This window comes from Streptomyces populi (genome assembly GCF_002911015.1).
In the GTDB taxonomy this organism is placed as follows: domain Bacteria; phylum Actinomycetota; class Actinomycetes; order Streptomycetales; family Streptomycetaceae; genus Streptomyces; species Streptomyces populi.
Window position 1 is genome coordinate 19,942 of record NZ_KZ626919.1, and the last position, 18,969, is coordinate 38,910.

Sequence of the window (18,969 nt, forward strand, 5' to 3'; positions counted from 1 at the left end):
AGTACCGGATTCCGTCGGGCGTACCGTACACGTCGTCCGCGCGCGCTTTGCGGTCTCACTGGGAGAACAGCAACGGGTGCTGTTCTCCCAGTCGGGCAGTGGCTGAAGGCCGACCGTGTCATCAGGGTGCACCAGCACTGTGTGTCGGCTGCCGGCCGAGATGCGGAAATCGGGCATGCCCAGGTGGACGGCGCTGAAACAGTGCGGGCTCAGCCCGGTGAACGGTGCTGTCCAAGACGACCCGGACGCCGTGACCACTCCAGCCGCACGGAGATCATCACACCCGGCGATCCCTATGAGGACGCTGAGACAGCCGCGCGGACACGCTCCAGCCGCAGCCGGTTCTCCTCCAGCCACCCCGGGGCGACGTCGATCGGTACACGCACAGCGATCTGCGTCGACGGCGAGTCGTGCACCGTCACCTCCACCGGATCATCGGGAACCACATCCAACCAGGCACTACGGCCGCCGGCCGGCCATTCGGCCCCCTCTTCGGCCTCAAGGGCGTCGAGGCAACGCTCCCACTCGTCCAGGTCCTCGAGCGACACCTGCAGACCGACCCGCCCATTGACGAAGCCGCTCTGCAGAACGACCTCGGCGGGGTAGTACCGCTCTTCGCCCCGCACCAGAGGGGCACCGCAGCTCACCTCGACGGCGACGCTCTGGACCGCGTCCGCGAACCGGAAGAGCTCCAGCGTCTGCGCTCCGTCAACCACACTCGCCTCTTGAACACTCGATGGACCGGGTTGCCCTTGATCCTCTCCCACGCACCGACCAGGACGACAGCCACGGTCCGGCTACGGGACAGGCCTTGGCGGAAGGTCTTCGGCCTGTCGATCGCCCGCTCGAACGTGTTGCGCTTCTCGCGAAGGTCCCGGCCGGAGCCAGGCGGCCGACCGTCGGCGCCTTCCCGTTCGTGACGGGCTGCCGAGTGGGCGCCCACTCGGCAGCCGGTCGCAGCAGGCCGCTTCGAAACGATCCTCAGCGGACGGTCCAGACCTGGTTCGCCCCGTAGTTGTACTTCCACTGGATCATCTGCGTGCCGTTGGCGCCGCTGGCCCCCGGATCGTCGATGACCATCCAGCTGTTCCGGTTCCTGACCGTGACCTGGTTGTTGGCGTCCTTGCCCGAAACCACCCAGTGCTGGTTGGCACCGTTGGTGCACTCCCACTGCCGTACGGGAGCACCCTGGTCCGTACGCCAGTCGGCGACCTCGAGGCATTTCCCGGTCTGCACGTTCACGATCTCAGCAGCGATGGGTCAGGACCGCTATGTCCGCGCCGAAACCGACCACCAGCCGCCCGTCGGGCGCCACCGTCAGTCCCCTGATACGGGAAGGGAAGGCGTATGTACCGATCCGCTGCCCTGTGCTCGCGTCCCACATCCACACGGTTCGGTCGCCGCCGGCGACGACGACAGGGCGACCGTCCAGCATGCCGGTCGCCCCCGCACGCACCTCACCGGTGTGTCCCGTCAGCGGCGGTGCCAGCAGTTCGCCCGTGGTCAGGTCCCAGAGATGGACTCCTTCTTCCCTGAGGCCGGTGAGGATGACGCTGCGGCCTTCGAGCGTCTCCAGGGCCAGGGCACCTCGTTGCCGGGGTTGCACTCCGATCCACCGGCTCGCGGTCAGGTCCCAGACGCGGCCTTCCCCGGTCACACCGACGAAGCGGTCGTCGACTGCCGCGAAGAAGTCGATGGAGGAGCTGGTGTACTCGCCGGTCGACCGTCCGTGCAGCTCTTCCCGCGTGCTCAGGTCCCATATCCGCACCGTCTTGTGCCGGCCGCCGCGCGTGAGGAGGGTGGGCCGTCCGTCCACCGTCCCCGTCATCAGCAGATCCACGGCAGCGGTGTGGCCGGTCAGGGGCTCGACGAGCCGTTCCTCGCCGTCGAGGTCCCAGATCCGCACTCCCGTGTCCGAGCCGCCGGTGACGATGACGCAACTGCCGTCCACGACGGCCGTGGTGACCCCCGTCACGGAGCCGGCATGACCGGCCGGCCGACTGCCCGTCTTCCTTTCACCGTCGAGGTCCCAGACCCGGACCGATCTGTCGTCGCCACCGGTGACCGCGAGGTGACGCCTGTTCACCACCGCCGTCGCCGCTCCCCGCACAGCCGCCTCGTGGCCCGTCAGCGGCGGCCGCAGCTGCCGGAGGGTGGACAGATCCCACACTTCGACCTGCCCATGGGTGTAGGCGACGACGGCGGCGGGGCGGTCGTGGAGCACGCTCACGGCCGCCGTTTCCACGAACATGGCCGCGACGGGCTCACCGACCTGCTCGCGCGTGGCCAGGTTCCATACGTGCACCTCGTAGACGTTGGCGCTGACGGCCAGCGGGCACTCGGACGCCGGATCCGTCACCAGGACGTGCGCCCTGGCGTTGATGTCCAGACTGGCGCAGCGCCCTGGCCCCCCGTCGCTGCCACCGTCCCCCGTCCGGTCGTACGCCTGGTCCGCGAACACGGTGGACTCGTCGGGACGGTCGCCCAGGGCGCCGGACTCCCGTCCCGTGATCAGGTCCCACACCCGGACGGTCTCCTCCCCCGTGATCGGGTCCGTCGCCCCGAGTTCCGGGGAGTGGCTGGTGACGGCGACGGGACGGCCGTCCAGCACCGTCGTCGTCAGGGCGGACACAAAGCCGGTGCGCACGGTCAACGGCTCACTGTGCTGGGAGAGGGTGGCCAGATCCCACACTCTCACCACGTCGTCGACGCAGGCGCCGACCACGACCGGCCGGTCCTCGACCAGTCCCGTGGCCAGTGATTTCACCCAGGAGTCGTCGTCGGCGGAGCACGTGCCGACCAGTTCTCCCAGCGCCAGGTCCCATACCCGAACGGCTTTGTCGTAGGCGGCGGTGACAGCGACGGGACGGCCGTCCAGCACCGCCGTCGTCAGCGCGCGTACGGCGCCGGTGTGAGCGGACACGGCCTTGCCGTATCGGCTGCCCGTGGCCAGATCCCACGCGTGCAGCGTGCCGTCCTCGCAACCGGCGACAGCGAGACCACGGCCCTCCACCACCACGGTCGCCAACACGCCCACCTCGGCCGGCACCGGCAACGCGTACCGCAGCCGGGAGTCCAGGTCGCTGCCGGTCGCCCACTGCACGATCCAGGGGTCGTCCGTCTCCTGGCGGACCGCAACCTGGGCGATGTCCCTCGCCAGCTCTCGGTTCCCGTACCGGGCGGCGTCCAGCGCCAGTACCTGCCGCCGCACCCCCGCACCGGCGTCACGGTGCACATGCCCCGACGTCCGGTACACGGCGGCCGCCAGCATCTCCTCCGGCCCGGCAGCGTCGTCCAGGCCCGCGAGGATCACCTCCGGGTCCCCGTGCACCAGCCGACCAGGATCGGTCAACCGGCCACCTGTCGCCGCAACTTCACGGTCCGGACCGCTGCTTCGGGATTCATGAGACATGACCGGCATGGTAACCACGCCGGTGCACGACGAGATTCGAAGACTGCCGAGCGGGCCACCGGACACCAAGCGCCTCCTGATTGTCGGTGCCGCCTGCGAGACTCGTTCCATGATCCGGCGCGGTGCGGCACATCGCCCTGGACGTGTCGCTCACCTGCCTGGCCACCGCGGGCGCGGACCTGATCGTCGGACATGACCGCGGAGTGCTCGGCCTCCCGCTCACCGGGCAGTGAGCGCGTGCGGCCACGCCCGACCCGGTTCGGCCCCACCCGTTCGTCCGGTCCGTCCGGCCTCGTCATGGCATTCCTCCGCCCGGTGCGGGCGAGCCCATGAGCGGGACACGGTCGCAGGGCGGGTCCGCAGCAGGCGCCCTCAACCGCTCCGGTGCGGCCCTGTCGGTCGGTCGCAGGCGGTACGGCTCGCACCCTCCGATCGATGGGATCGGCCCCAACAGCGCCTCGTGTCAGACCCGTTGACACCAGCTGACCGGGGCCACCACCATGACCGGGTGGTCACATGACCGCCCGGTCACAGGGAAGGTCACCCATGTCCACGCCCACCCGGCATCGCTGTCCGGGTGTCCGAACCCCTCTGATCCACCGCTTGGGTCCGGGTGTACCCGAGCACCGCGCCTGCCCGGCCCCGTAGCCGGAGAACACCCGGACAACACGGAGACGTACCACCAGGAATCACTGTTTCATCCCCACAGAAAAGGTGATCTCGTGTTCCGTACACTCCTGCGGTCCATGACCGCGATACTGCTGACCGCGGCAGCCGCCTTCGCCCTGGCGCCGACCGCCGACGCGTCCCCGCCGACCCTCTCGGCGGAGGCCGTGGACCTCTCTGTTCCAGGGCCGTTTTCCGTGGCCTACACCGATCTCACCGTGTCGGCAGCGGGGCGGACGTACAGTGCGCGGGTCTGGTACCCCGGCACCACGGCCGGCACCACGGCCGGCGCCGACGCCCCGGTCGCCACTGGCGCCCACCCCGGCCTCGCCTTCGGTCACGGCTTCTTCCAGGCCATCACCCAGTACGAGGGCCTGCTCAAGCACTACGCCTCCTGGGGTGTCATCACCGTCGTCCCCAAGTCCCAGGGCGGCCTGTTCCCCAGCCATTCGGCGTTCGCCGACGACCTGAACGCGGGGCTGACCTGGCTCACCGCGCAGAACACCGCCTCCGGCTCTCGTTTCGCAAGCCGGGTCGACACCTCCCGGTACGCCGTCTCAGGACACTCGATGGGCGGCGGCGCCGCACTGCTCGCGGCAAGCCGCAACCCGGCCGTCAAGTCCGTCACGACCCTCGCGGCGGCGGAGACCAACCCCTCGGCAATCACCGCGTCCACCGCCCTCGGCATGCCCGTCCAGTACGTCGGCGGCAGCGCCGACTCCATCGCCGGTGTCGCCGGCAACCAGCAGAAGATGTACGACGCCAAGTCCTCGGGAACCCAACTGCGCGTCATCACGGGCGGCTTCCATTGCGGCTTCGAGGACAGCTCCGGCTTCGGCTGCGACTCCGGAACCATCAGCCGCGCCGCGCAGCAGAAGCTGACCTACGCCATCACCACCTCGTGGCTCCTGTACACGCTCGGCGTCGACACCTCCCTGTACGACCAGGTGTGGGGTTCCGCCGCCCAGAACTTGGCCGGCGTGGTGTACTCCGCCAAGCCCTGAGCCCGGATTCCGTACATGCCGTCCGGCGGCGGCCGGTGATCGTGCCGGTCGTGGAGGAAGAGCACCGGCCGCCCGGTCAGTGCGTTGTCGTCGTGCGGGTGGCCGGAGACTCCCTTCCGGCCACCCGCACGGTCGGCGCGCCGGGCCACGGCGGCCGGGCGCGGGCCTGACCCCTTGCGGAGTCGTCCGCGAGCTGCGGAACCGATCGCTCTCCTGGCTGCCTGCTCCACCTGCCCGCTCGACTTGCCGGAATCCACATCGATTCGACCAGGCACCACCAGGGAACTCCGCGTCACGGGATCCTCTGCCGGAGTACGGCTGCCCGCGCCAGCACCGCAGCCGTCCGTGCCCTGCCGAAGCGGAAGAGCATGGTGAGCAGCAGCCGGTACCGGGAGGTCGGATGCCAGGAGACGGGCTCGTGTCCCTGCTCGGTGTCGGACGGCTTCAGGCTGACATCATCCTCCGGACGTGCGGAGCCCAACAACGCTCCCGCCAGCGCCTCCGGGGACAGCGGCAGCAGAGCGCATCCGACGTGCTCCCAGGCATCGGCGGCTTGCCCGGCCGTCGCCTGTGCGTACAGCCTCTCTGCCGGGACCGGGATCCGGCAGTGCACCACGGCCGCGACACTCATCGCCCCGGTATCGCCCAACAGCCCCAGCACCGTGAGGTCATCGGTGCCGACGTCCAGACCGAACTCCTCGGCGATCCCCCTGGCGGCGGCCCGTTCGAAGGTGTGGGAGCCGGCCTCGTCGACGTCGGCCGGCTCCATCCCCTCCTCGAACGAGCAACTCCAGGTGAGGGGGTGGTACTTCACGAGGTGGCTGCGCCGGTTCAGCAGGATCATGCCGTCCTCGGTCTCGATGACTCCATGGACGGCGACGATGTTGGGGACGGGAGCACCAGCGCCGTCGAGCAGCGCCGACAGGAACGAGGCCCGTCCATGGGCGTCGCCGTGAAGGGCGAGGAATCCGGCCTGCACCGCTTGCACCTGACCCCAGTCGGTACGCGCCACCTCGATCTCGGCCTGCCCCGGGCCTCCGGTTCGTAGCCGGTGTACCGCGACCTTCGGGCCGCTCCACTCGCCGGCATCCCGCCCGCGCCACTCGGCATGCCGGCGCGCCGTGAGCGTCTCCGCAGCCCAGCGGACCCTTCCGCCCTGGCGCACGATGACCGTCGGTGGTCGGCCCAGGTCACAGGTGAGCAGGGAGTCGCACAGGTCGACCGCGCCGTCGATGACCGCCTTCGTGCTCCGGCTGCCGGTCCGATCTCCCGCTGGAACGTGTGTGAAGGGCGTGCTCAGGAGGACCGGGGGAAGGAAGTCCGCCTCGTCGTGGGTGTTCATGCTGTCCGCCCCTCTGGCACGGTCATGTGCCTCCACGCTGTGTCCAGGTGCCTCGTCTGCCCGCCGTCATCAGTGTGTTGACGATGTGCGACCGCTTGCGGCTGCCTCTGAGGAGTCGCTCGGCCGCCAGGCCGAACGCCAGGGCGGGTGCGGCGAACCCGAAGGTGTCCGCCGCGCCGATGGCCAGCCCGGCACCGGCCAGTCCTGCTTCGACGGCCGCCCAGCCGAGATGCCCGGATCCGTGCCCGGCGGCCGGCAGCTTCTTCTTGACAGCCCGCAGCAACGCGGCGAGGGCGTCCGCGGCCGCCGAGGTGTCCGCGGCCCGCAGCGCCGTCTGGTACTCGTCGCGTCGCCGGGTGACGGTGTCGTCCCGCAGGATCTTCCCCACGTCCTGCCAGCTCAGTGCTCCGACCGCCGCCAGCTGACTCGAGGCCAGCCCGTGCCCGGCGGGCGACGTGGAAGCGGGGCTCGAAGGCTCGAACAGGGCGTCTGTGGGACTTCCGAGGTACAGCCCCACGTCGGCGGCTTCGGGCAGGGATCGTGGAGAGGCTCCGTCGGTACCGAGCGTGCGCTGGACCGCCGCGTTCCATGCCTGGGTCGCGGTGTTGCCTATCGCAGTCCTGTGCGGCGGGTCCGTCGCGTCGAGCTGGGCGGCAAGCAGGGCTCTGCGGTGACGGTCCGACTGTCCCAGGTGGGTGTACAGGTAGGTGAGCGTGCGTTCCACCGGGGCGTAGTCGTGGCCGGGGAGGCCCGGTAACTCTGCCACTTCTTCGAGCACGTCGCAGTACGAGCTGGGGCGGGTCACCGACGTGGTGCCGAGCGGTACCCCGGCTTCACGGGAAAAGTGGTGCAGCGTCCATGCCACGGCCTGGAGCCTCTGCCGTACGGCGCTGCCTTCCTCGTACAGCGCTCCCAGCGCGGTTCCCCGTGCGAACAGCGGTCCCGGATTGGCGTCCCCACGCTCCAGGACCGCTTCCGACAACCGCACCAGAGGTTCCGCGGTGTCGAACGACGAGGACAGCCAGCCGGGTTCCAAAGTGCGCCGCAACCCGGTGGTGACCAGGGCGAACGAGTCGCTTCCGGATGGAGCGGCGGTGGTGCAGCGCAGGAACTCCGGGCAGCTGCGCACGAAAGCCCTGAAGTCGTCGGACTCGAAAAGCGTCTGCACCACGGGACTGTCGATGAGCTGGATGTCGCTCAGCACGACCGCGTGCCCCAGCAGGGCCTGGATCTTCAGCATGACGGCCAACGAAGGATCCTGCGGGACCCACTCGGACAACCGCAGGTGCTCGCCATCGAGCCAGTAGGCGTAGATCTCCACGACTTCCTTCCCAGCTGCGCATCGGGCCGTTCACGGAATGGATGACCTGTCACGACCCGGTTCTGATCAAGGCGCCGCGGTTCCCGCTCCCTGATCCGCCGACGACAGGACGTTCACCGGAAACGAGAGCGAATACCGTTTGCCGGTAGTGCAGTTGGCATCGGTCATGGAGTGATCATGCCAGTTACGGTCGTCCTTCGACGGTAGGCGAAACCTTGGCCCGGCGGCGGCGTTACGCTCCGGCCGACAGGCCCCGCCGGGTCCCGCCGCTCCCGGAGACTCCGTCTTGTGGGGGCCTGTGCCCGGCGCGGCGTCACGTCGTCGGGCCTCCGTGTTCACGAGGTCGGCGGTTGCTTCCCACAGTCGGCGGGCCATGGCCTCGTCGAGGCCTGCCTTGCCCTGCCGACGGACGGCCGGGTAGCCCCGGAGGCCGCCGAGGCCGTCCGGGCCGACGTAGGCGTTGCCGGGGACGTCCTGGACGGCGGCGTAGAGCACCGACAGCGCTCCGCGCTCGGGGTCGTTGGTGAGGAAAGCGAATCGGTTGATGACGTTCGCACGGGAGTGGGACGCCAGAGCGGTGCGGGCGATGCCCGGGCTGGCGAGCACCGAGCGGACCGGGCTGCCGGTGGCGGTGAGCCGGCGCTGTAGTTCCAGGGAGAACAGGACGACGGCGAGCTTGGACGCCCCGTAGGCGCCCATCCCGTTGTACCTGCGCGTGCGCCAGTCCAGGTCGGCCAGGTCGATCTTGCCCTGTCGGTGCAGCTGGCTGGTGACGTGGACCACGCGGGCGGTGACGTGCTCGAGGAGCAGGTTGGTCAGCAGGAAGGGGCCGGTGTAGTTGGTGGCCGTCTGCACATCGAGGCCGTCGGCGGTGCGCCTGGCGGGGATGTCCATCACGCCGGCGTTGTTGATCAGGATGTCGAGGCGGCCGGACCAGGAGCCGGCGAAGGCGCGTACCGAGGACAGATCCGACACGTCGAGGGTCCGGACGTCGAAGGTGCCGGGCAAGCCGGCGACGGCGCCGCGGGTCTTGCCGGCATCCCGCACACCCAGCACGACACGGGCACCGGCGCGGGCGAGCTCGCGGGCGGTGATCAGTCCGAGGCCACGGCCGGCACCGGTGATCAGTGCCGTCCGGCCGGTGAGGTCGGGCAGGTCGCTCGCAGTCCATCTGGTCATGGCTCTGGCTCCAAGGGTCGACGTCGCGGTGTTCGGGATGACCGCTGATCGCCACGCCAGTGAACCGACCGCGCGACGGCGGAGGAAGGACACGCTCAACCACTGCATGACAGGTCGTGGCTGAGCCCTGCGGAATGCCCAACCATGAAGGACATGGACCGCATATTCGACCGCGCTTCCCTGGGGGCCTTCCTGCGCGCCCGGCGAACAGCGCTGCAGCCGGAAGACGTCGGGCTGCGCCGCGGATCACGCCGACGCGCCCCGGGACTGCGCCGCGAGGAGGTGGCGGAGCTGTGCACGATGTCCGCCGACTATTTCGCCCGACTGGAACGCGGTGACGGGCCGCAGCCCTCGGAGCCCATGGTCGCGGCGATCGCCCGCGGCCTGCGGCTGACCCCGGACGAACGCGACCACCTGTTCCTGCTCGCCGGCTACCGCACCGCACCCCGTGACCTGCGGTCCGGGCATGTGAGCCCCGGGCTGATGCGGGTCATGGACGGTCTGACCGGCCACGCCGCGCAGGTCATGGGCCCACTCGGCGAAACGCTGCTGCAGACGCCGCCCGCGGTGGCCCTGCTCGGCGACCAGACCCGGTACACCGGCAACGCCCGCAGCGCGACGTACCGCTGGTTCACCGACCCGGCCGCCCGCGAGCGCTACCACCCCGATGAGCACGACAAAAACAGCCGCACCAACGTCGCACTGCTGCGCGAGGCCGTCGCCCGAGGCGGAACCGGGTCCGCCGCGGCGGACCTGGCCGACGTCCTGCGGCGCACCAGCGAGGAGTTCGCCGGGCTGTGGGAGCGCCACGAGGTGGGTCTGCGCTGGAGCGACATCAAACGTCTCGTCCACCCCCAGGTCGGAGAGCTGGACCTCTTCTGCCAACTCCTCCTGGAACCCGACCAGGGCCAGTCACTCCTCGTCTTCACCGCGACCCCGGGCACGGAAAGCCACGAGAAGCTCGCCCTGCTCACCGTGTTGGGCACCGACCGATTCGCCGCCGAGCCGGAGTGACGCCGTCGCGTTTCCCGGGTGCTCGACCCGCCGATCGCAGAAATGCGACCGCTTCTCTCGTTGGATTGCCGGTCCGGTCGTACCGTCGGCCGACGCGCAGTGGGCACGGACAGAGCCGTCGCTGCCGTGACGACCGGGCGGCCGCCCCCTTACGCCGTTACTCGATCGAAGGCGGCCGGTGGTCCTTCTGGTCAGCGGGCCCGATCGGCCGGGAGCACCGAACGGCCGTCCGGCCCGAACGGCGTTCCGAGCTCGTCCACCGAACTGTCGGAGATGGAGCATTCACACGGGAGACTGCAACGCCCATCGGAACCTGGCTCTAGCCGGCGGAGGCGGCGGTCTCGGCGTGCCGGGCCTCCATCGCGGCGATCACCCGCTGCCGAGCCACCCGCCGGGCCAGCCTGAGCTTTCCGTCGGCCAGCAGGAGGGGCACGTACCAGATCCAGCCCCACACGCTGTACGAGACGGTCCCACTCAGTACCAGCGCTTTGTTGGTGACGAGGGCGAGCACGAACGTGGTGACGTAGGCGGCCACCCGATGACGGACCATGAGCCGGAGCGGGGCCCGCCAAGGACCGGCCAGCAGCTCCAGCGCGGCCGCCACCTCCGCGGCCCGCAGGTCCTCGGGATGCGCCGGCGCCTGGCCGCCCCGCTCCAACGCTTCTGCCACCTCGGCGCTGTGGGACGCCAGAGCCGCCCGCTCGGCCCGCACGGTGGCCGTCCTCTCCCGTACGTCCTGCCAATAGCCCCGTCCTGCCCAGCCGAGCGCGTCCTCCACCCGCGCCGCCTCGGGCGAACCCGCCGGAGCCAGGACGGCGATCCGCTCCTTGAGCACGACGGCTCGACCGCTACGCCCCGGGTACGTCCAGCTGTCGGCCCTCAGGCACAACTCCAGGTACGAGACGAGCAGTCCCAGGTCGTCGGGCCACTGTGCGAGCCCGGCCTCGTAGGCCTTCTCCGCCTCGGCATCGTGGTCGTCCTCGTCCTCCGCCGCGTGTGCCAGACCGAGCCACCGGTAGAGCACCGGATCGGGCCCGAGCTCCTCCAGACCGGCTTCACACAGCTTCCGGACCTGTGTGAACCCGCCCACCGCGAAGAGCTCCTCGCAGCGGTCCGCGTACTCGTCATGCGTCATGCTTCCCACCCCAGTCGATCAGTACGGCCACTCTCAGCCACCCAAATCCACTGGTCAAGGCAATAGCGAATGTCAGGGGTTCCCACCTGCTGACCAGGGCCACCGTCCACGAAGGAATGGTGGTTTCGGCGGTCGCAGGAGGTCAGTGCGCGCACGACCGGCCGGCCGCGAACGAACCTGGCTCCGCTCACCGGGCCCTTTGGCACCGATCATCCGGGCCGTCGCGCGCCGTGAGCGGGTCACCGGCGCGGTGGATCCGTGTGAGGACCGGCCGGGCGCGCCGGCCGCCGCAGACTTGGTCATGGAACCCTGGCAGCGCCCCTCGGACGCTCACCTGGTCCAGTTGGGCCTGGACGCCCTGACGACCGGTGTCGAGGCTCCCTCGCTTCCCCTGCCGGCCGGTCTCGCGCGTGGTGAGGATTCCCGGGCCCGCGAGCTGTTCGACCTTGTGCTGGAAGAGTCGGGGCTGCTGCCGCCGTCCTCGGAAGGTCTTGCCGAGGCCCGATGGACCGCGGCCCGGTGGTGGGCCGGCCAGATCGTGGCGCGCCGGCTCGATCCCGTGCACGGAGCGAAGCTGATCCATGAGGAGGCCGCAGCCGAACTCGGCCACCCCGACGCGCTGCAGCCCATCGTCGATCTGGCTGGAGCGCTCGACCCGCCGAACGACCGACCTCCGGACCAGCAGCACATTCGCGACCAGGTCACCTCCGCTGCACGAGACTTTCTCGCCACGGAAGCGCACCAGAAGCACAGCCTTTGAGCTACGCCGCATGCCCCACCGTGACCGGTTCACGGAAGTCGGACCAGAGCCGGAGAAGGCCGACAGCCAGGCCGCCCGTCCGCGCGAAGGCTCACGCGGCGGGCGACCACCGGGCACCGTAGAGGAGGTCCGGGCCCGCCAGATGCCGCCCACCCTGGTCTTCATCCCGGTGCCCGAGGGCAAGAGCGTGAAGAACCGGCTCCACCTGGACGTCAGCCCGATCGACGGCAGTACCGACGACGAGGTGGCCAGGCTGCTCGGCCTCGGCGCCGCCAAGGTGGACGTGGGCCAGGGCCCTGGCCGGAGCTGGGTGGTCATGACCGACCCCGAGGGCAACGAGTTCGACGTCCTGCGCACCCTGGCACCGGCCGAACCCACGTGACTTTCACGTTCGTGGGACAGCGTCGTCGGGGAGGCCCGCGAGAACGGCTGCAACGGCTTCTGCCGCACTGTCCGACTCCTGTTGTCGGCCGTCGGCGAACCGCACCCGACAACGGCCGTTCCCGATCGGCATGGCCCCCGGCAGGTCATTGCAGACGGGTGGCGCGGCCCGTCGGCTGAAGGTGAGCCAATACGTGCTCCGCCCCGGCGACAGGGCCCGGAGCCGCTCCTGCTGGAAAGCGGCCTCCACGAGATCGTGCAGCGCCGTGTCCGGCATGCGCGCGGCAGCCTCGCGCAGTTGGCGCCACCTCACCGCCACGGCCTCAGCCTCCCCACGCTCATGGGCCTCGGCCAGCTCCCAGGTCTTCAGAAAGGGGAACTGCGCGACGAGTTCCCGGACCCGGGGGCCCGCAGCCAGGAGTGCAACGTCTCGACCACCGCGGTCAGGTCCGGGGTGCTGCCGGAAGCCATGCGGACATCACCGATCCCGCAGTCGACGATGAAGCAGCGCTCGCTGAGGGCCATATGGGCATTCGCCCGGTGGCCGTCGGATTCCACCCGGGCAGCCACATAGCGCCACCCCGGTGAGGACGTCAGCCCGACCACGAGCCCGTGGCCCGCGCGATCGGCCGCCGCCCGCAGGACGTTCCGCAGCGAACCCGCCCGGACGACCTCGGGATAGAGCGTCACGTACGCGTACATCGGATCGTTGGGCGCTGCGGCGCCGCCAAGCCGTTCGGACATGGGATCGAGTCTGACAGGCTGGCACACCGCCTTCACCGCTTCCTCCGTATGCCCCCAGGACGGGTTCGGCCTCGTCGACGTCCGTCCGTCCGTCCGGGAACGGGCAGACCGCTGCCTCGGTGCCGTGACCCGGGAGAACACCGCCGGGGCGGTGCGGCCCGAGCACTGCCTGCACGGCACCGAAGGACCCCACTTCACCCCGGGCGAGAAGCCGGTGGTGTTCGGGATGGACGGCTGACGGCTGGGGCCCGCCGTGTGCCGGGACGCCGCGGTGTCGGAGCACGCGGCACGGACCGCAGCGCTGGGCATCGACGCGTACGTCGCCGGCACGCTCTACCGAGAGGACCCGAACACGGCAGTGATGTCGTCGGGGATGTCGACGGCCCGGGAAGCGCCGCGGTTCGAGAACCGGTACGCCCCGGCCACCAGCACCGCTCCACCCACGATGTCGCCCGAGACAGGGTGCCGCCTTCGCGTGCTGCCCGGCCGCAGGACCGAGAGCGCCCTCGGTGTGACGGCCATGGCCCGACCGGCTCCGTCGGCCGATCCGCTCGACCTCGACGGTCATCTCGAGCTGTTGGACGACCCGTTCTCCGGTGTCGTGATCGACCGGGGGAGGATCGTACCGCCGGACGACCCTGGACCGGGCGCGCGCTCGCGCCCCGACAGCGAGAACACCTGGGAGAACTGACATGCAATTCCGCTGCGCCGTACTCGACGACTTCCAGAACGTGGCGAGCAGGTACGCCGACTGGTCGACGCTGCGCGACCGGGTGGAGGTCGTCTCCTTCACCGAGCACTTCGCCACCGAGGACGAACTGGCCGCGGCGCTGGCCGACTTCGACTTCGTGGTCACCCTGCGCGAGCGCGTGCCCTTCCCGGCCTCGCTGCTGAACCGGCTGCCCCGCCTGAAGCTGCTGATCGCCTCCGGCATGCGCAACTCGGTGATCGACCACGCGGCCGCGAAGGCGGGCGGCGTCACCGTGTGCGGGACCCAGAGCTCCTCGACACCGCCGCTCGAACTCACCTGGGCCCTGCTGCTCGGCCTCGCCCGCGGCATCGTCCAGGAGAGCAGCGCCCTGAGGAACGGCGGCCCCTGGCAGTCCACCGTCGGCGCAGACCTGGACGGCCGCACGCTCGGCCTGCTCGGGCTGGGCAGGATCGGCAGCCGGGTGGCCCAGGTCGGACTGGCCTTCGGCATGAAGGTCACCGCCTGGAGCCAGAACCTCACCAGGGAACGCGCGAACGAGTTCGGCGTCGAACTCGCCTCCTCCAAGGAGGAGTTGCTCAGCAGCAGTGACTTCGTCTCCGTCCACCTCGCACTGGGTGACCGCACCCGGGGCCTGCTCGGCGCCGCCGAACTCGCCCTGCTCAAGCCCACCGCCTTCCTGATCAACACCTCGCGGGCCGCGATCGTCGACCAGGACGCCCTGCTCGCCGCGCTGCACGAGGGCCGCATCGCCGGCGCCGGCATCGACGTCTTCGACGTCGAGCCGCTGCCTGCCGACCACCCGATGCGCACCGCGCCGCGACTGCTCGCCACCCCGCATCTCGGCTACGTGTCCCGCGCCAACTACGAGCGCTACTACGGCCAGGCCGTGGAGAACATCCAGGCCTACCTCGACGGCGCCCCGGTCCGCGTCCTCGGCTGACCTGCCGCCGTGGGCCCCGGCGGCCGTGCGGCCGCCGGGCCCTTTCCCGCCCCGACGTTCCCGCACGATCGGGGACCACCACCGTGAGCGTGTCCCGCCGCATGACGTAACCCGGCGGATGTGAACGCGTCCCGGGCCGGTGCCCGGGCCGCGACCGGTCCCCCGTTCCGGCCACGGCCCGGCAGGTGTGGAGGTGGGCCGTCCGGCGGTCGGCAGCAGCCGCCGGTGGTGGGCCCGCTCGTCCGCCCCGGCAACGGTGACCCGGCGGGGACAGCAGAGGCCGGCTGCTCGGCCGGGGCGTCGGCGTCGGCCTTGACGACATGCACCTCCCAGGGTTCCTTGCCGGGGCCGTGGACCCAGTCCTTGTCCTGGAGGGCGTAGCAGCAGGTGGCGTCACTCTCCTCGACCGCCGCCGGCCCGGCGTCGGCAAGGCGGGACGTTGCCGCGGGGACCTGTTCCCGCGCGTCGGCGTCACGCCCGCGCCCAAGGACCGTCACACCACTCCGAAGGCCCGCGGCACCGCCCGGACCGGTGCGCGGGTCGACCGAAAGTCGCGGCCCCGGCCTCCGCCGGACCGGGCCACGTTTCCCTGCTTGCCAGGGGCGATCACGCCGCCGTACAGTCCCTGCACCCGGCTTGTCCGGCCGCTTCGTCCATCCCCTTTGAGCACATGAGGAGCGCCCGGTATGACGGGTGTACTGGCGGTCGCAGGCGGCACCGCATCCGGCAAGTCCACCCTTGCCGAAGCCCTGTCGCTGCAGTGTCCCGAGAGCATCGCGCTGATCCATCTGGACGACTACTACGTGCCCGCGCACGACCCCCTGAAGGGTGTGTGGACGGTCAGTGCCGACGGGCATGCCGTCCTCGACTGGAACCATCCGGGGTCGATCGACGAGACAGCGGTGACACGCGCCATCGACGCGGCGCTGCTGCGCCCCGGCGTGCTGCTGGTGGTGGTCGAGGGCCTGTTCGCGCTGTCACTGCCGTCCGTGGTCCGGCGGGCGGCGTGGCGGGTGTACGTCGACACCCCCGACGACATACGCCTGGCCCGCAAGATCCTCCGGAAGATCGAGGCACAGCGGCAGGACCCCCGGCTGTCCCTGCGCAACTATCTGCAGACCGGCAGGGACCGCCACGCGGCCCACGTCGCGCCCTCCAGGTCAGCGGCCGATCTGGTCGTGGACGGGACCGCGAGCGAGGCGGAGATGCTGGCGGCCGTCATGCCGCTGATCGGGCCGGCCCTCACCCCGCTGCCCGCGGCGCCCTCGCGGGCACGGGGGGTGCGCGGCGCGACCCGTACCCCCGGGATCCCGGTGTTCGCCCTGTGACGCACCCGGGGGGACCGGCCCCGGGGAGGGACGCCGCGTGATCACGCTTCCGGCGTGATCACGTCCAGCGAGCCCGTCGTCGACCACGCCGCCGCGCACCGGCCCGGCCGGCCGGGTTGCCACCGTCCTGCTCTCGGACGCGGTCGTGGACGGTCGAAGAACGCGTCAGACGACCCGAGGACCGACCGCCAGCGTCAGCTCAAGGACCCGGTGCGGCGACCCGAGATCCGGAAACAGCTCCCGCAGCTGCGACATCCGGTACCGGACGGTCTGGGGATGGACGAACAACGCCGCCGCCACCTCGTCCCGCCTGCCCTGGTGCAGCAGCCACGCCCGCAACGTCTCCTCCAGCCGCCGCGCGGTCGCGACGGGCAAGGTCCGCAACGGTGCGAGGGCTCGGGCGCGCAGGTCCGCGAACGCGTCCGCGTCGGCGCTCAGCACCAGCTCGGGCAGGTGGTCCTCGGTGTCGCGGATGTCGGAGGAGAGGGAGCGCGCACGGACGGCTCGTGCGTACGAGGCGGACGCACGAATCCATGGCCGGGCCGGGCCGACCACGGCGGTGCGCTCGGTCAGCTGCCGCAGGAGATGTGATCGGTCGGCATCGGGGACGAGCAGCACACCGGTGGCGTCCGGCAGATCGTCGAGGACGAGGGTGCTCGGGTCGAACGCACGGTAGGCGGGCCGGGCCTGGGCGGCGGGCAGCAGGACCGCGGTCAGCGAGACCGGAGGCTGCCACCCGGCCCGTTGGGCAGAGGCCAGCAGCACGTCCGGGCTCGCGCCGGCGAGGAGGTCGCGGGCCAGCTGCTCCAGGTGGCGCTCGTGATCCCTGCCCCGGGCGGCCAGTTCGTCGGCGTGGCCCGCGGCGCTCGCGGCGGAGAGCTCGTCGATGTACGCGAAGGTCAGCTCGGCGAACTTGGCGACCTCGGCGGCGGGCAGCCCCGCGGGTACGGCACCCGCCGCCAGGCATCGCCAGGCCACGCGGGCACCGACGCGGTAGGCGCTGAGCAGGGCGTCCATCGAACGGCCGTCGCGGACCTCGCCGCGGCCCAGCTCGTAGGCCGCGTCACCGCCGTCGCCGCCCGTGGCGTTACCGCTCGCGAGGTCCAGGTAGTGCCCCAGGGCGGTGCGGACGGCTCGGCGGATGGTGGCGCCCATGTGGCCCGTGAGGGCGTTGGCGTAGGGAGGGACCTCGTCGATGATCGCCTGGACGACCTCGTCGGCGGTGGCCTTCAGCCCGGCCCGAAGTACGGTGACCGTCGTCTCGTCCAGGGCCAGCTCACTGGCCCTCCGCATCACATGGTTCACGATTTATTCCCTGCGAACAATTCTGCCGACCAGATTTACGTCCTTCGGTCAGGACTTTACGCCCTGAGGCACAGCAAGCTGGAGCCATGACGAGTACAGCCCTCCGCAGCAGGGCGTGGAAGATGCTCGAGATGGTCACGACGCCGCTGCTGCCGTCGGACTACCTCGACCTGGTCAGCCCGCTGCGCGCGGGCGCCGACCTGCGGGGGCGCATCGAGGCCGTGCACCCCGAGACAGCTGACGCCGCGACCATCGTGATCAGACCTGGACGGGGCTGGCGCGGTCACAGAGCCGGTCAGTACGTGCGGATCGGGGTCGACGTCGACGGGGTGCGCCTGTGGCGTGCCTACTCCATCACCTCGCCGACGAACCGCCAGGACGGCCGCTTCACGATCACCGTGAAGGCGATCCCCGACGGCAAGGTCAGCAACCACCTGGTCCGCAGGGCGACACCGGGCACGCTGATCCAGCTCGACCAGGCGACCGGTGACTTCGTGCTGCCGCAGGCCAAGCCCGCCAAGGTGCTCTACCTGACGGCCGGCAGCGGCATCACGCCGGTGATGGGCATGCTGCGCGACACCGGGTTCGACGACGTCGTCATGGTCCACTGCGCGCCCCGGCCGCAGGACGTGATCTTCCGAGGCGATCTGCACGACCTGGTCGCGGACAAGAAGCTGCGGCTCACCGAGGTGCACACCGACACGGACGGCATGCTCGACATCGCCCGTCTCGACGAACTCGTGCCCGACTGGGCCGAGCGCGAGACCTGGGCCTGCGGGCCCGCGGGCCTGCTCGACGCCGCCGAAGCGCACTGGACCGAGCACGGCGTCCATGAGCGTCTGCACACCGAACGCTTCCGCCCCGGCATCGTCGTGGCCGGCGACGGCGGCGAGGTCACGTTCAGCACCACGGGCAAGACCGTCGACGCGGACGGCGCCACGCCGTTGCTGGACGTCGGTGAAGAGGCCGGCGTGCTCATGCCCTCCGGGTGCCGCATGGGCATCTGCTTCGGCTGCGTCACGCCGCTCAAGGCGGGCGCCGTACGCGACCTGCGCACCGGTGACATCACCGAGGCCGAGCCGGGCGTCCTCATCCAGACCTGCGTGTCCGCCGCCGCGGGCCCCTGCGACATCGAACGGTAGGAACACCTTGACCGCCATCGACCCCACCGCCCACCTCACCGCGGAGCAGATCGAGGAGCTCGGCCGCGAGCTGGACGCGATCCGCGACGAGGTCATCGCCAGCCGCGGTGAGAAGGACGCCGCCTACATCCGCAAGGTCATCTCGGCGCAGCGCAAACTCGAGCTGGCCAGCAGGGGCGTACTGCTGTTCTCGTTCTTCCCGCCGGCCTGGCTGCTCGGCACCGCCGGACTGTCCGTGGCGAAGATCATGGACAACATGGAGATCGGCCACAACATCCTGCACGGCCAGTGGGACTGGATGCGGGACCCGAAGATCCACTCCACCACCTGGGAGTGGGACCACGTCTCGCCGTCCGACCAGTGGAAGCACTCGCACAACGAGCTGCACCACACGTACACCAACGTGATCGGCAAGGACAACGACCTCGGCTACGGCATCATGCGCGTCGACGAGGACCAGAAGTGGCACCCGTTCCACCTCGGCCAGCCGCTGTGGAACTTCATCAACGCCTGCTTCTTCGAGTACGGCATCGCGGCGTACGACCTGGAGCTCGGCAAGAACCTGCACAAGCGGCGCCGCAAGA

The 18,969-nt window shown here is 70.6% G+C and carries 19 protein-coding genes and 1 pseudogene; 10 read left to right on the top strand and 10 right to left on the bottom strand.

All coding sequences use genetic code 11. The annotated features are described in order from the left end of the window. Positions 1-293 precede the first annotated feature (293 nt). The 3 genes from CW362_RS30545 to CW362_RS30555 form a co-directional block, all read right to left on the bottom strand. Entirely contained in the window at positions 294-716 is a 423-nt protein-coding gene (locus CW362_RS30545; RefSeq protein ID WP_103552846.1) for a DUF5959 family protein, read from the bottom strand. Between the two features lie 265 nt (positions 717-981). Then, complete coding sequence (locus CW362_RS30550; protein ID WP_162684277.1) at positions 982-1,242, bottom strand: RICIN domain-containing protein; 261 nt, start codon at positions 1,240-1,242, stop codon at positions 982-984. Between the two features lie 4 nt (positions 1,243-1,246). Further along, positions 1,247-3,352, bottom strand: coding sequence for a WD40 repeat domain-containing protein (locus CW362_RS30555; protein WP_162684278.1), 2,106 nt, complete (start codon positions 3,350-3,352; stop codon positions 1,247-1,249). A gap of 806 nt (positions 3,353-4,158) precedes the next feature. On the opposite strand from CW362_RS30555, the gene CW362_RS30560 reads away from it, so the two are divergent. After that, entirely contained in the window at positions 4,159-5,082 is a 924-nt protein-coding gene (locus CW362_RS30560; RefSeq protein ID WP_103552863.1) for an alpha/beta hydrolase family protein, read from the top strand. A 292-nt stretch (positions 5,083-5,374) separates the two neighbouring features. Here the strand turns inward: CW362_RS30560 and CW362_RS30565 are convergent, their stop codons facing one another. The 3 genes from CW362_RS30565 to CW362_RS30575 all read right to left on the bottom strand — a co-directional run bounded on the left by CW362_RS30565 (position 5,375) and on the right by CW362_RS30575 (position 8,924). After that, positions 5,375-6,424 carry an NUDIX hydrolase gene (locus CW362_RS30565; protein ID WP_103552849.1) on the bottom strand — a complete coding sequence of 350 codons (1,050 nt, stop codon included), beginning with the start codon at positions 6,422-6,424 and terminating at the stop codon, positions 5,375-5,377. A gap of 22 nt (positions 6,425-6,446) precedes the next feature. Beyond that, entirely contained in the window at positions 6,447-7,745 is a 1,299-nt protein-coding gene (locus tag CW362_RS30570; protein ID WP_103552850.1) for a hypothetical protein, read from the bottom strand. A 66-nt stretch (positions 7,746-7,811) separates the two neighbouring features. Continuing rightward, complete coding sequence (locus CW362_RS30575) at positions 7,812-8,924, bottom strand: SDR family NAD(P)-dependent oxidoreductase (RefSeq protein WP_338069087.1); 1,113 nt, start codon at positions 8,922-8,924, stop codon at positions 7,812-7,814. Between the two features lie 153 nt (positions 8,925-9,077). Here CW362_RS30575 and CW362_RS30580 point away from each other — a divergent pair, with 153 nt between their 5' ends. Then, positions 9,078-9,938 (top strand): helix-turn-helix transcriptional regulator, encoded by an 861-nt coding sequence (locus CW362_RS30580; protein ID WP_103552864.1) that lies wholly within the window; start codon positions 9,078-9,080, stop codon positions 9,936-9,938. Positions 9,939-10,257: 319 nt separating this feature from the next. On the opposite strand, the gene CW362_RS30585 is transcribed toward CW362_RS30580, so the two are convergent. Then, a complete protein-coding gene (locus CW362_RS30585) occupies positions 10,258-11,073 on the bottom strand; it encodes a hypothetical protein (protein WP_103552851.1) in 816 nt (271 codons plus the stop codon). 199 nt (positions 11,074-11,272) lie between these two features. Here CW362_RS30585 and CW362_RS30590 point away from each other — a divergent pair, with 199 nt between their 5' ends. After that, on the top strand, positions 11,273-11,833 hold the full coding sequence (locus CW362_RS30590; RefSeq protein WP_103552852.1) for a hypothetical protein: 561 nt from the start codon (positions 11,273-11,275) through the stop codon (positions 11,831-11,833). Positions 11,834-11,948: 115 nt separating this feature from the next. Further along, positions 11,949-12,215 (top strand): annotated as a pseudogene (locus CW362_RS30595) (VOC family protein); the annotation flags it as partial. Between the two features lie 3 nt (positions 12,216-12,218). On the opposite strand, the gene CW362_RS45720 reads toward CW362_RS30595, so the two are convergent. Further along, positions 12,219-12,533 (bottom strand): DUF6193 family natural product biosynthesis protein, encoded by a 315-nt coding sequence (locus CW362_RS45720; RefSeq protein WP_103552853.1) that lies wholly within the window; start codon positions 12,531-12,533, stop codon positions 12,219-12,221. Between the two features lie 47 nt (positions 12,534-12,580). Beyond that, entirely contained in the window at positions 12,581-12,958 is a 378-nt protein-coding gene (locus CW362_RS30605) for a hypothetical protein (RefSeq protein ID WP_162684279.1), read from the bottom strand. On the opposite strand from CW362_RS30605, the gene CW362_RS30610 reads away from it, so the two are divergent. From CW362_RS30610 to CW362_RS30630, 4 genes are all read left to right on the top strand, one after another. Then, on the top strand, positions 12,957-13,196 hold the full coding sequence (locus tag CW362_RS30610; protein ID WP_103552855.1) for a hypothetical protein: 240 nt from the start codon (positions 12,957-12,959) through the stop codon (positions 13,194-13,196). The two genes, CW362_RS30605 and CW362_RS30610, sit on opposite strands and share 2 nt — an antisense overlap. A 33-nt stretch (positions 13,197-13,229) precedes the next feature. Further along, a complete protein-coding gene (locus CW362_RS30615; protein WP_162684280.1) occupies positions 13,230-13,649 on the top strand; it encodes a hypothetical protein in 420 nt (139 codons plus the stop codon). A 1-nt stretch (position 13,650) separates the two neighbouring features. Beyond that, positions 13,651-14,610 (top strand): D-2-hydroxyacid dehydrogenase family protein, encoded by a 960-nt coding sequence (locus CW362_RS30620; protein ID WP_103552857.1) that lies wholly within the window; start codon positions 13,651-13,653, stop codon positions 14,608-14,610. Positions 14,611-15,296: 686 nt separating this feature from the next. After that, positions 15,297-15,938 carry a uridine kinase family protein gene (locus CW362_RS30630; RefSeq protein ID WP_103552858.1) on the top strand — a complete coding sequence of 214 codons (642 nt, stop codon included), beginning with the start codon at positions 15,297-15,299 and terminating at the stop codon, positions 15,936-15,938. Between the two features lie 165 nt (positions 15,939-16,103). On the opposite strand, the gene CW362_RS30635 is transcribed toward CW362_RS30630, so the two are convergent. Continuing rightward, positions 16,104-17,243 (bottom strand): PucR family transcriptional regulator, encoded by a 1,140-nt coding sequence (locus CW362_RS30635; RefSeq protein WP_103552859.1) that lies wholly within the window; start codon positions 17,241-17,243, stop codon positions 16,104-16,106. Positions 17,244-17,329: 86 nt separating this feature from the next. On the opposite strand from CW362_RS30635, the gene CW362_RS30640 reads away from it, so the two are divergent. Together CW362_RS30640 and CW362_RS30645 are read left to right on the top strand one after the other, a co-directional pair. Beyond that, positions 17,330-18,385, top strand: a complete 1,056-nt coding sequence (locus CW362_RS30640) for a ferredoxin reductase (protein WP_103552860.1) — start codon at positions 17,330-17,332, stop codon at positions 18,383-18,385. 7 nt (positions 18,386-18,392) lie between these two features. After that, positions 18,393-18,969, top strand: a 577-nt coding sequence (locus tag CW362_RS30645; protein ID WP_420856886.1) for a fatty acid desaturase family protein, incomplete at its 3' end; no start/stop codon positions are given.